At 48.2% G+C, this 12564-nt stretch carries 13 protein-coding genes and 2 tRNA genes; 7 read left to right on the forward strand and 8 right to left on the reverse strand.

The window, feature by feature from the left end; translation table 11 throughout:
* Positions 1-172: 172 nt before the first annotated feature.
* Positions 173-778: a hypothetical protein gene (locus KW844_RS28175; RefSeq protein WP_218380114.1), complete on the reverse strand. Its 606-nt coding sequence runs from the start codon at positions 776-778 to the stop codon at positions 173-175.
* A gap of 178 nt (positions 779-956) precedes the next feature.
* On the opposite strand from KW844_RS28175, the gene KW844_RS28180 reads away from it, so the two are divergent.
* A complete protein-coding gene (locus tag KW844_RS28180; protein WP_255578676.1) occupies positions 957-2027 on the forward strand; it encodes a DNA topoisomerase IB in 1071 nt (356 codons plus the stop codon).
* A 56-nt stretch (positions 2028-2083) separates the two neighbouring features.
* On the opposite strand, the gene KW844_RS28185 is transcribed toward KW844_RS28180, so the two are convergent.
* Positions 2084-2464 carry a DoxX family membrane protein gene (locus KW844_RS28185; RefSeq protein ID WP_218380115.1) on the reverse strand — a complete coding sequence of 127 codons (381 nt, stop codon included), beginning with the start codon at positions 2462-2464 and terminating at the stop codon, positions 2084-2086.
* Positions 2465-2629: 165 nt separating this feature from the next.
* Between KW844_RS28185 and KW844_RS28190 the strand changes: the two genes are divergently transcribed.
* Entirely contained in the window at positions 2630-3535 is a 906-nt protein-coding gene (locus KW844_RS28190) for an NAD(P)/FAD-dependent oxidoreductase (protein WP_218380116.1), read from the forward strand.
* Here the strand turns inward: KW844_RS28190 and KW844_RS28195 are convergent, their stop codons facing one another.
* Positions 3536-3940, reverse strand: coding sequence for a 5-fold beta-flower protein (locus tag KW844_RS28195; RefSeq protein ID WP_218380117.1), 405 nt, complete (start codon positions 3938-3940; stop codon positions 3536-3538). It lies immediately after the preceding gene.
* A 40-nt stretch (positions 3941-3980) separates the two neighbouring features.
* Between KW844_RS28195 and KW844_RS28200 the strand changes: the two genes are divergently transcribed.
* Positions 3981-5153, forward strand: a complete 1173-nt coding sequence (locus KW844_RS28200) for an aminotransferase class V-fold PLP-dependent enzyme (protein ID WP_218380118.1) — start codon at positions 3981-3983, stop codon at positions 5151-5153.
* Positions 5154-5156: 3 nt separating this feature from the next.
* Here KW844_RS28200 and KW844_RS28205 read toward each other — a convergent pair whose 3' ends face one another.
* Positions 5157-5705, reverse strand: a complete 549-nt coding sequence (locus KW844_RS28205) for a hypothetical protein (protein ID WP_218380119.1) — start codon at positions 5703-5705, stop codon at positions 5157-5159.
* Positions 5706-5832: 127 nt separating this feature from the next.
* On the opposite strand from KW844_RS28205, the gene KW844_RS28210 reads away from it, so the two are divergent.
* Positions 5833-6777 (forward strand): peptidoglycan-binding protein, encoded by a 945-nt coding sequence (locus KW844_RS28210; RefSeq protein ID WP_218380120.1) that lies wholly within the window; start codon positions 5833-5835, stop codon positions 6775-6777.
* Positions 6778-6931: 154 nt separating this feature from the next.
* On the opposite strand, the gene KW844_RS28215 is transcribed toward KW844_RS28210, so the two are convergent.
* Positions 6932-7345 carry an SRPBCC family protein gene (locus tag KW844_RS28215; protein ID WP_218380121.1) on the reverse strand — a complete coding sequence of 138 codons (414 nt, stop codon included), beginning with the start codon at positions 7343-7345 and terminating at the stop codon, positions 6932-6934.
* A 154-nt stretch (positions 7346-7499) separates the two neighbouring features.
* Between KW844_RS28215 and nfi the strand changes: the two genes are divergently transcribed.
* The gene (gene nfi / locus KW844_RS28220) at positions 7500-8174 is read left to right on the forward strand and encodes a deoxyribonuclease V (RefSeq protein WP_218380122.1); all 675 of its coding nucleotides are present in this window, start codon (positions 7500-7502) and stop codon (positions 8172-8174) included.
* Positions 8175-8193: 19 nt separating this feature from the next.
* Here the strand turns inward: nfi and KW844_RS28225 are convergent, their stop codons facing one another.
* The 3 genes from KW844_RS28225 to KW844_RS28235 form a co-directional block, all read right to left on the reverse strand.
* A complete protein-coding gene (locus KW844_RS28225; RefSeq protein ID WP_218380123.1) occupies positions 8194-9612 on the reverse strand; it encodes a S41 family peptidase in 1419 nt (472 codons plus the stop codon).
* Positions 9613-9675: 63 nt separating this feature from the next.
* The gene (locus KW844_RS28230) at positions 9676-11295 is read right to left on the reverse strand and encodes a rhomboid family intramembrane serine protease (RefSeq protein ID WP_218380124.1); all 1620 of its coding nucleotides are present in this window, start codon (positions 11293-11295) and stop codon (positions 9676-9678) included.
* A 45-nt stretch (positions 11296-11340) separates the two neighbouring features.
* Positions 11341-12177 (reverse strand): rhomboid family intramembrane serine protease, encoded by an 837-nt coding sequence (locus KW844_RS28235; RefSeq protein ID WP_218380125.1) that lies wholly within the window; start codon positions 12175-12177, stop codon positions 11341-11343.
* A gap of 146 nt (positions 12178-12323) precedes the next feature.
* Between KW844_RS28235 and KW844_RS28240 the strand changes: the two genes are divergently transcribed.
* Both KW844_RS28240 and KW844_RS28245 read left to right on the forward strand, forming a co-directional pair.
* A tRNA-Asp gene (locus KW844_RS28240) sits at positions 12324-12397 on the forward strand.
* A gap of 55 nt (positions 12398-12452) precedes the next feature.
* Positions 12453-12534: transfer RNA gene (locus KW844_RS28245), tRNA-Tyr, on the forward strand.
* The last annotated feature ends 30 nt before the right edge of the window (positions 12535-12564 follow it).

The following is a 12564-nucleotide window of genomic DNA, read 5'->3' on the forward strand; positions in this document are numbered from 1 at the left end:
TGCCGCCAGCTTCCTTCAGATTCCATCTTACAATGGACACCCTTGCTATTGGCTAATGCTTCCTACTACAAAGCGCATTCGGGACTTGCACCCTAGAGCTATAACACATGCCTGGCACACATAAAAACCGGCAGGCGAAATGCCTGCCGGTTCTCAAAATCATTTATAGCTATCAATCCTTCAGCCCTAAATACTCCTTCACGGCTGCATAATTATTCCAGTCTATTACAGACCTTGCACGCACACCGCCCGGAACTAATACATACCGGTATTGGTAGTATTTAACCCCGTTATTGTCCATTAGGGTGCTAATATCACCATTCGAATAAAGATCGATGGTACCCACACTAGCAGTCACCTCAATCGTAAGGCCAGTAAATGCACTGAAGTAAGGCAGGGCTATCAGGCTAGGATCAGTTGCTGAAAAACCATTTAGGTAAACCTTCACCAAACCGGTATTCAACATATTTAAAGTCAGTTTAGGGGCAGCTATTTGTGAATAATATCCAATCGTATCTACCCCTCCACCTGCAGTATGGATCGTATCAGGCAAGAACCTTACATCCAGCCAGGCAGAATAAATAACATTAGCAACACCAGTATCTCCTTTAGGACCAGCGGGACCAGCAGGACCACCAGGACCTTGTGCACCATTCTGGCCATTTGCACCCGCAGGACCGGCAGGACCAGCGGACCCATCCTTACTACAGGAAGAAACAAACATAGCAGTAGCGCCTGCCACCAGGCACACCAAGAGCAATCGGGATATTTTTTTCATACAGTTAGAGTTTGGGATATGAAGATTTAGAATTCGCACATGGGACTATTAACATCTTTCGCTACAAGGACTAAAAAGTGCTTGAAAATAGTAATTGTTTCTCTCATATTGCAGATTTCTGTCAACTTTTTTGACAGATGGCTTTCCAAGTGGCATTCTTTGTGTACTCCTTACTGTTATGATCACCATAGAACAAATCAGCGATCCTGTGGCGGTGGCTAAATCAGTAAAGCTCCGGTATGTAAAATCCGATGCTCCTGGCATTACCCGCCTGCGTAGCGGCAGCAGTTTCCGGTACCTCGATCCGCAAGGCCAGCCCGTTACCGATGAAGCTACCCTGGAGCGTATCCGTAAACTGGTACTGCCTCCCGCCTGGGAAAACGTATGGATCTGCACCTGGCCCAACGGACACCTGCAGGCCACCGGCACGGATACCAAAGGCCGCAAGCAATACCGCTACCACAACGCCTGGGCCGAGGTTAGAAATGAAACCAAATACTTCCGCCTTCAACAATTTGGGGAAAACCTGCCGGCTATACGAAAAAAAGTGGCCGAAGACCTCCGTCATACAGGCCTCCCTAAAGATAAAGTCATCGCCATAGCGCTCCTGGTCATGGAAGAAACCCAGATCCGCGTAGGCAACACCGGATATGAAAAGCTATATGGCTCACACGGTCTCACCACCCTGCGCAATAAGCACGTGAAAATCACCGGCAGCAGGGCTTTCTTCCAATTCAAAGGAAAAAAAGGAGTAGAACATAAAATAGAACTTAGAGATGCCGCCCTGGCCCGACTCCTAAAGAAAGTACAGGATATCCCGGGGCAAAGTCTTTTCCAGTATTATGGAGAAGATGGAAACCACCATCACCTGGATTCCGGGGAAGTGAACGATTATATCAAGGCATGCTGCTCCGCGCAGGAGTTTACCTGTAAGGACTTCAGAACGTGGGCCGGCACCGTCCATGCCTTCAACCTCCTGGCCGATCTGGAACCCTACGACACCATCACCGCCTGCCGCAAAAACATCGTGACAATTATAGACAGTGTTGCCAACAAACTGGGGAATACCCGCGCCGTTTGCAAAAAGTATTATGTACATCCATTGCTGCTCTCCCAATATGAAGAAGGTACCCTCGACCCCTGGCTGAAAAAACTCAAAGCACAACGGAATAAACCCACCAACAACGGACTCCATGGGGATGAAAAAATATTGCTGCAATATCTTCGTGAGCTCTCCTCACTAAAATAAAAAAAGCTGCCCTCTAACTGAGGTGCAGCTCTCTTACTATTCAGGTTGACCCATTTTTACGCTTCACTATATTTCCCTTTGTTCATCACAAAGAATACGGTTACCAATATCATCACCAACGGATAAGATACCTCTGCAAAAGGAGCACCACTAACCACTTTCAGGATTGCCGCCATGATCATGGTGAATAACAGCGCTACCGACAACGGCCGTACGAAAAATCCGCTGATCAACGCCAATCCTCCCAGCAGCTCCGCCAATGTGGCCAGCAAGCCCCAAAACATAGGCCAGAACGAAATACCTACAAACTTCATCGTGCCTCCTAAAAACTCCCATACCTGCGGCCCACCTATCAATTTCATAACACCGAAAATGGTGAAAAATACGCCAATGCCTATACGAAAAATCAAAAATGCCAGTTTGTTATTGCTACCCATACTTTCTGTTTGTTTAAAATGATAACACAAATCTACTATCGCAACCCCGTTCCGCAGATGGACTAAAATCATTATGTATTGGACTTTTTTCCAGCCTTCGGGGAATAATATTTTTTGCAACAAAGTTGCATTTTATTATTTTTGCAGGAAAGTAACCTGTACGCCATGCAACAAATTCATTACGACGCTATTATCATAGGGGGAAGCTATGCTGGCCTGTCGGCCGCCATGGCACTGGCAAGATCAAAGAAAACAGTATTGCTAATCGATGGTGGCCAACCCGCCAACCGGTTCACGCCACATTCACATAATGTGATCACCCTGGATGGCGCCAAACCGGGCGACATCAACGCCACCGCTAAAAAACAGGTGATGGCCTACCCTACTGTTACCTTCGTAACAGATATAGCCACTATCGCGGCACGCACGCCACACGGATTTAACATCTCCACAAAAAATAACCTGCAATACCAGGGCAAAAAACTGGTGCTCGCCACCGGATGGAAAGATGAAATGCCCGATATACCAGGCTTTGCAGACTGCTGGGGTATCAGCATACTCCACTGCCCCTACTGCCATGGATATGAAGTGAAAGACCAGCCTACCGGCATCATCGCCAGCGGGGAACCTGGATACGACTTTGTAAAACTCATCAGCAACTGGACCAGCCAACTGACCGTATTTTCCAACGGCCTGCATCATTTTACGGAAGAACAACTGGCAAAGCTGCAGCAACACCACATCCCGGTGATCACCACCGCTATTAAAGCCATGATTCATGAGGAAGGACAACTGAAAAAAATAATACTGGCTGATGGTACGTCCTACGCCATCACCGCCCTCTATGCACGCCCGGCCATGCTGCAGCAAAGCGAAATTCCCCAACAGCTCGCGCTCGACATCACAGAACAAGGCACCATTAAAACAGATATGATGCAACGCACCTCCGCACCAGGCGTTTATGCCTGCGGAGATATCACCTCCATGGGCCGTTCCGTTGCCAACGCTATGGCCACCGGCAGCGTAGCCGGCGCCATGCTTAATAAAGAACTAATAGCAGACGCCTGGTAATCAAAAATTAAAAAAGAAGAATACGAGTGCAGCCCACTCCTTCTTAACACCAGAAGCATACCCGATGGTACTGTACGATTTATTCTGCACCCGGCCATCATCCTTGATGTAGCCAATTGTATTGTAACTGCTGTTTTGTACAGTACCGTCCTCTTTCACATACCCTACGGTAGAATAACTACCATCCTGGATCTTACCGTCCTTTACATAACCAATTGTTTGATAGTGCGCATTCTGCACCGTACCACTGCTGCTGATTTTACCCACCACCGTGTAACTGCCATTCTTGATGGTACCATCACTGCCAATGGTATATTTGGTGGTGTAATCGCCCGACTTGATCGTTTGCGCACGTATCACGCCTACGCTGGCTATCAGAATAAGGATCAGGATAAACTTTTTCATGACTATATTTGAAACATTGTTTACCTAAGTTACTGCTTTTATGGACCTCAATCTGCTCAGAAGAGACACACCAGGATGTAGCAATGTCATCCACCTCAATAATGCCGGGGCTTCCCTGATTCCTAAGCCGGTCCAGCATGCCATGCAAGATTATCTAGTTCAGGAAACGGACTTCGGCGGCTACGAAACAGCGGATAAATATGCTCCCGCCATCATGGCTTTTTATGATCAGGCTGCTACCCTGCTCAACACCAGAAGCAGCAACATCGCATACGCCACCAGTGCTACTGATGCATATAACCTGGCCCTCTCCGCCGTACCATTTAAAAATGGCGATGTAGTACTGCTTACAGAAAACGATTATCCTTCCAATTTCATCACCTTATTGTCATTGCAAAAACGCTATGGCATCCGGCTGGAATTGGTGAAGAATACCCCTTCCGGCGAAATTGACCTGGAGGACCTGGAAAATAAGATCAAACAACATCGCCCGGTGCTGGTGTCTGTTACCCACGTGCCTACCAGCTCAGGGCTGGTGCAGCCTGTAGCTGCCATCGGCGATATCACGACCCGGCTGGATACCTTATTCCTCCTGGATGCCTGCCAGTCGCTCGGTCAACTCCCTGTGGACGCGCTGGCAATCAAAGCTGATTTCATCAGCGGCACTTTGCGTAAGTTTCTACGGGGCCCCAGGGGTGCCGGGCTGCTATATGTTTCCGATAAAGTACTGCATGCCGGACTGGAACCGCTGATGCCGGATATGCGGGGCGCCGACTGGACATCCACCTTTACCTACCAGGCACGTAAGGATGCTAAAAGGTTTGAATTATGGGAGAAGAATTACATGTCCGTTATCGGTAGCGCCACGGCACTGAAATATGCTAACGATATCGGTATACAAGCCATAGCGAATCGCAATGAGATACTGTGCGGGTTTCTTCGCAAAGAGCTCGCCTCCGTGCCCGGCGTGCAACTGATGGACAGAGGCGCGCAACCTTGCAGCATCGTCACCTTTGCCATGCAGGGCCGTCAGGAAACAGGGGCAAAACAGTACTTCCGGGACAGAGGCATCAACCTGCATACCACCACCCGGCAGTCTGCCATGATAGATTTCGAGGAGAAAGGCGTGGATTGGGTACTCCGCGTATCTCCCCATTATTACAATGTGGAAGAAGAACTGGAAAGATTTGTAGAAGTATTACAGGAATGGTAACCATTACTTTTTGAGGTGCCGCCACCAGTCCATAATAGCTTCCATACGCTCTTCCAAACTGAGGTCACCTTTTAACTGCAATACAGGCGCAGTTTGCCGGGCCAGCCATGCTTCATGTGCCTTTAATGTTCTGTTGGAAATACCTGTATCGTGATCATAATTGGCGGCCCATGCAAGAAAGGTGTTGAACTTTTCTTTCATGGCCGCATCGGTGTCCAGCAAGGCGCCATAACGTTCATATTCTCTTTGCCGTACGCGTTGCATTCGTACCTCCGCAGGCACCCACAAAAACACGATGCCATCAAACGAAGGGAATACCTCATCTCCCCAATTAATGATTGAACCACCCAAAACCCACGATGGCACCGCTGCCAACTCGCGGGATATCATCGCATTACGCTCAGCAGGAGGCCGCCGCTCCGAAAATGGCAATACAGTGGCCTGCCAGAAGTAAAGATCACTGTCGAAATAAGGAACGTCGTAATAACCGGCCATGGCCTTTCCCAGCGTAGTAACACCTGTGCCGGCAGCACCGAAAATATGGAGTTTCATACTGTAAAAATGCGTATTTATGCGGAAGCTGAGATGCCCCCTTTGAAATATCCCTAAAAATGCGGAACTTACTATTATTGTTCGACCCCACATGCCCCGAAATTAGTATAACCTCAAATAAATCCTTATGTCAAGAAGTAAGATTATCGCAGTAGCTGCCGCAGAAAAAGGCAATACTGAAACTCCCCCGGGGAGCAACAAAACCAAATATGGCAAATGGTACGGCCTAGACGGATACGCCTGGTGCGCCATCTTTGTGAGCTATGTATATGACCAGGCCGGGCATCCGCTCGAGGCTATCGACAGTCCCAAAGGCTACCAGGGCTGCCAATCCGGCTACAATTACTGGAAAAGAAATAACCGCATTGTTACCTCCCCCCAGGAAGGAGATATTGTGTTGTACGACTGGTCCGGTAAAGGCATCTGCAACCATACCGGTATATTCGTAAAATGGCTGAACGCGGAACGTACCAGCTTCCAGGCCTGGGAAGGCAATACCGCCACTGGTAACGACAGCGATGGGGGTAATGTGATGCTCCGCACGCGTAACAAAAGTTCCGTCAGAGCATTTGTAAAACCATTCGCATTGGATAAGGAGCCAGACATTCCCGCACCCGCGTATTTACTCAAAAAAGGAGATCGCGGCAGTGAAGTTATTACCCTGCAAAAACTACTGTTCGACCTCAAATACACTATTACTGTAGATGGCATTTTTGGTGATGAAACCAAAAATATCATCGAGCAGTTTCAACAGAAAAACAAACTCGCAGTAACAGGAAAAGTAGATACCCAGCTGCTTGGATTGTTGCAGGAAGCTACGGTAAAGCCACCGGTAAGCGATACAAAGATTACAACGGGATCGTATATACGTAAAGGTGATAGCGGGGAAGTAGTATTGCTCATTCAACAGGCACTGAATAAAAAAGGCGCCAACCCGGCGATTGTTGCCAGTGGCGTATTTGAAGCCACTACATTTTCCGCAGTAAAACAATTCCAGCAGAAAAATGGATTGGATGCGGATGGAGTTGTAGGACCTAAAACATTTAAAGCACTTGGACTTACCAACGTTTAACATATCCATGCGCCCCGAAGCCCTGCAGTGATCGGGGCGCATGTGGGGCTGACCAAAAAGTAATGGTCAGCCCTAATTTATTCGGGTACCTGATGGAGACTAATTGTCGTGTAAACGATTCTCAAAGCCTTCCCAGCCCCACAAAGGTGAATGATTAATTCGCTTCCGCATATTTCTTAAAATTATCCAGAATAGCCTGCCATCCACCCTGCTGCATTTCAATGGAGTTCTGCGACTCCGCCTCAAACTGTGTGGTAACAGTAGTTCCATCACCTGCCGGCACAAACGTGACCTGCACTTTCCTGCCATCGCCCAGTACATAGGCAATTTCTTTTTCCTGGTCTACAGTAGTATACTCTCCGCCAAAATCGAAGGAGAAACTGCCATCTTTTGCAGCCATCGTATACTTAAACTGACCGCCTACACGAAGATCATTTTCGGCATGCGGGGTATGCCAGTCTTCCGATGCATTATTCCAGTTCACTACATGCTCAGGGGTGTTATACAGGTTCCAAACTTTTGCTGCTGGGGCATTAACGGTGCTTTGTACAGTAATAACGGTGTTCATATCATTTATTTTTTCAGTGTTGACGTGTGTACGATTACAATGCAAACTTAAAACGTTTATCTGGTTAGCGCGGTGGTTAGGTACGACAATGACCGGGTGAATTCCGACAAAAAATTAAATAAAAATTGCCGATATTAGCAAAAAGACCAGCACCATGCTAACTGAACCTGATGCCGTCGCTGAGCAGGAAAAATTACGACAGCAAATCATTACTGAAAACCGTTTCCAACAACCTATACGTTATATTGCCGGCGCCGATGTGGAATACGATAAGGATACCAATCTTATTGCAGGCGCTATTGCCGTATTACACTATGATACGCTGGAAGTGGCTGCAGTAGCTACACACGTAATGGAGGTTACTTTCCCATATATACCAGGGCTGTTTTCTTTCAGAGAAATGCCGCCATTGCTGGCCGCCTGGGAAAAGCTAACGCTTAAACCTGATCTGATCATCTGCGACGGGCACGGGATTGCGCATCCCCGCCGGTTTGGCATGGCTTCTCACCTGGGAATCATGTTGAACGTACCAACGATCGGCTGCGGAAAAACAAAGCTGTATGGGGCATTCGAAGAACCTGGCGCCAGAAGGGGAAGCGTAGCACCGTTATTGGCGGAAGACGATGGGCAGGTCATTGGCAGCGCCCTGCGTACCCAGGATAATATCAATCCCGTATTTGTATCCACGGGGCACCTGGTTTCACTGGACACCGCTACGGCTGTTGTGCTGGAAATGGCGCGACTCTACCGGCTCCCGGAAACCACACGTATCGCAGATCATCATGGCCGGTTGGCCATGGAAGCCTATAAAGAAAAAAATCCGCTGTAAGGCGGATTTTTTGTTAGCATTATTTTTCGAGATAGCTTTGCGCGTAACCAATCCAATCGTCCGAGTCCCTGATCACCACTGCTGGTTTCACCCCTGCGTTATCTACTCCCTGTCCTTTGTCAATTCTTCTGTTTCTGCTGGTAGGGTAACCTACTACAAAAGGCAGCGATTTAAATTTAGCGACACGCACATTGGCATAATCAGCAATACCTGCACTGGGAGTACCCATCAGTGTGGTTTTCTTACTCTGTTTTGCCTGCAGTAAAAATTCTTCTGTTGTGCTGGCACAACCACCATCCATCAGTACCACCACCTTTTTAGGTGCGGGGTTGCTGGCGGTCACTTTTTTCCAGGCATCTCTGGTAATGGCCACCATCTTGCCTTTGTTGGCACTCATGGTATCTATTACTTTTTGCAGTGCTGCCTTAGTATCATCCGGTAAGCCGGCATTCAACAGTTCCTTCCAGCTAACGATATTGTCTTCCGTAGCCCAAACATCCGCACCGGTGATGCGGATAGAATCGGTGTACAACAAAGGACTCACGGCTGCAAAGGCGGCATCACTGCCACCACCATTACCACGTACATCAATGATTAAGTTGGGATGGGCTGCAATAGCAGTATTGTTAGCTTTCATCACGCTGTCGATCGCATCCAGCTGGTCCTGTTCAAAGGAAGCCAGGCGCAGGTAATAAGTTTTATCAGAGAGTTTTTTAACGTAGGTAGCTGGCGGCAATACTGGTTGCTGGCCACTACCGGGTTTACCGCCGGCACTTTCCCGTATCCATTTACCAAAAGAGTTACTGTTGGTAACAAGGCTGATATTTTTCAGCAGCCCCATGTCCGTATATTCGTAACCGTTAAACACGTAGTTGATGGTATCATATTTCAATTCCATCAAAATATCGCCTTTACGCCATTTGTTATCATATGACAGCATCACCTGTGCTACATAATCGCGGAATTTATTTTTTGATTCCGTCACGGCCATGCGCACGGTACCCTCTTCATTCCAGAAAATGCCTTCCGGGCCGGTGGATGTTTTCAAACGGGTGATAGTCTGGTTGCTGAGTGGCACCGGCTCCACCTCTTTTCTGGCGGCACGGGCGCGGACAATTTCCGGCATCGCATGGCGGCTGTTATCTGCCGGGCGGTCGAGGATCAGATGCCCATCATGGAAAAAATCGATATACTGCTTTACGAGGAACAGGCAGTAGGTAGGCCGTACTGCTTCCGGTGCCAGCTTTTGCAGGCTGCTCACCAGGCTATCGTAGGATTTCCTGCCGTATTGTTTCACTTTATCATTGAATCCGGAATAATTGGTTTCCACCTTCTGCCTGATGTACTTGAATTCAGCAGCACAATCGCAGGCAGGAGCCTGTGCATAGGCACTACCCGCTGCCAGCAGCAGGGTGAATATGGATAACTTAATTTTCATAGGAGGCATTGGTTTATTACAAAATAAGGCTTTTCAGACCTCAAATATGGGAATTTTTTGTAATTAATCAAGATTTTCCTCGTCCAGCGGTTCTCCTTGCTGCATTTCCAGTATTCTTTTTTTAACGCCGGGGTGCAGGAGCAGGCCTACCAGCATACCACTGAGGAGGCCACCGATATGTGCGGCATTGTCGATTCCACCGCTAAGGCCCCACAGCAGGTTATACCCAATCAGCATGAGGATGTTATACAGCTGGCGCTTAGCGTATTCATTTTTACGGGCTTTGGCAAGGAATACCACGCACATACCAAACAGGCCAAAAATAGCACCGGAGGCGCCTACGCTCACGGTATCCGGGTGCCAGGCAATACTGGCGGCGCTGGCCACAATACCGGTTACCAGATAGGCGATAAGCAGTCTTTTCCCGCCGAGCAATGGTTCCAGGAAGGCGCCGGCAAACACCAGTCCAAACATATTGGAGGCCATATGTACCAGTCCCCCGTGCAGGAAGGTGCTGGTAAGTAACCGCCACCATTGCCCGTTTACCGTATAAGGTCTGTAGTTGGCTCCCCACTGCAGCAGGTCATCTGCCCGGAAGGCCATTACTCCCAGTCCGCTCACCACCATCAGCAGGTACACGCCAATGTTGAGATACATCAGCACCGGCGTTACATAATACCCGGGACGTGGTGTAAAAAAAGAAGGCTGCCGGGGCTGTTGTGGCCTTTGCGGCATTTCCGTGTGTGCGTGACCGTGATCAGCCGTATGTGGTGTATGCCAGTCGTTGTTAAATGCTTTTTCAGCGGGTTTTATTCTTGTGTAGATAACAATGGCCACCCAGATCACCAGCCCCAGCATAAAGGCCAGTATCGTCCATAAAATGGAGGGCGTATGCTGTGCGAAATCCCCAAACTTAGGTTGCAGCAGAATGTTACCGCTGCCGGCAAAAGGTTTGTTTTCTTTGATAGCTGCCAGCCAGGCTTCTTTATCCTGGCTGTTGGGCACCTTTTCCAGGTAGCTGTAATCGTTGGCATTGAGGCGGTCAAATTGTTGCTGGCTCTCACTGGCGAACTGCCGGAATTCCTTTTCTTTTTCATCCGCACTCAGTTTGTTGGGCACCGTTTTGCTGTATTTCAGCGCATACCAGGCTACTGCCTTATGACGGCTGGTATCCGCCGGTTTATCGAGGATAGGCAGCACTACATATAGGTACATCTTAAAGTCTTCATTCAGCTTGCCGCTGATTTCCGCATCATTTACCACACCTGCATTAGCTTTATCTATATAGGTTTGGGAGAGATGATAATATTTCGTTGGCGGTACCTTCGCGATGTCTGATATAACTGACAGGTTGGTTAGTTTGCCGGTAGCGGCAATAAGATAAGATTGCGCCACTACCGTTGGTACGCTGATGGCGAGCCAGAGGTAAAGCTGAATCAGGAACACTTTGTTCTCCGGGTTTTTAAGTTGCAGTTTAAGCAGTCGTTCCCGGAAGAATAGCAGGATGGGAACCCACGCCAGCCCCATGGGCGCCCAGTAATTGAGTACATCCTCATCGGCCGAAAATAACTCCAGCCGTATAAAAAACAACCAGTGACAAACAGAATATAATACTAAATAGCTAATGGCTACTATCGCGTACGGCCATACGAAAACCCGTAATTTCTCTTTCAGCTGATCCATGTTGATATCATTTGGGTTAGCGCAAAATACGGATTTTCGGTTACCCTACAGCTTACTGGAATATTCTTCCAGGGTCTTTCTCTCTTCGCTGGTAAGGCTGATCATGCCTTTGCGCTGAATTTTTTCCAGGATGGCATCCACCTGTTTTTCGCGGTGGGCTCTTTCCATCCGGTATTTATCGTCGATGCTCATGTAGGTTTGTTGTTGCTGGAAGAAGTTATTGCGGATGAGCAAAATGTAAGGCCGGGTGAGCACGATGTAGATGAAAAAAATACACGGTAGCAGTATCGCGGATATGTAGAGATAGTGTGCCCGCAGGATGGCAGGGTACAAAGCAATCATGAGCAGCATGCCGGTGAGTGCCCCTGCCAGGTGGGCTTCATGCCCAATATTATCGGACTTGGAACGGATGCCGTAGATCGAAATTAAAATGTAACCAATGGCGTATAGCCATCCGGGTATGCTGAGGAGGCCAAGCAGGTTAATGTACATTTCCGGTGAGTGTACAATGGCGGCAAACACCACGCCTGCCACAGCGCCGCTGGCGCCAACTGCGCTGTAATCACCATGGCGGCGGTGCAGGAGCAACGCAAAAAGCTGTCCGCCGATCAAACTGGCGAAGTAAACCAGAAACAGCTGCCATGCAGCAACTGCGTATACCATATCTACCGAAAAAAAATAAAAGGTAAGCATGTTTACCACCAGATGCCCCCAGCCCACATGCAGAAAGCCCGCCGTAAACACACGCCAGTATTGACGTTGCAGCAATACCTTCTCCACAATAAACTGATATTTGCAGAAGAAATTTTTATTACGAAATCCTATTGCTGAAAAAATTATATTGGACAGGAGCAGCAAAATCACGACCAGCGCGGCATTCATAGGTAAGGTTTTAAAATGGGTTGATGCTGTAAAGTTGCAAATATTTTCTTTTTTTAAAAATAATTTTGGTGGAATGAAATTATTGTTGCTATATTTGCAACCCCAAACGGGGAATAACAAACGGCTCAAAAGGCCGCCAGTATTGAGGATCAGTAGTTCAGTTGGTTAGAATGCCGCCCTGTCACGGCGGAGGTCGCGGGTTCGAGTCCCGTCTGGTCCGCAACAACAACACAAGGAATAGACATCAGGTCTGTTCCTTTTTTTTCTCTACTTACGGGCAGGTTCCAGAGCGGCCAAATGGGGCGGACTGTAAATCCGCTGTCTACGACTTCATAGGTTCGAATCCTATCCTGCCCACACTTTCTACCCTGTGGAACAAAAAACGGA

This window comes from Chitinophaga sp. sic0106, from assembly GCF_019219075.1.
In the GTDB taxonomy this organism is placed as follows: Bacteria; Bacteroidota; Bacteroidia; order Chitinophagales; family Chitinophagaceae; genus Chitinophaga.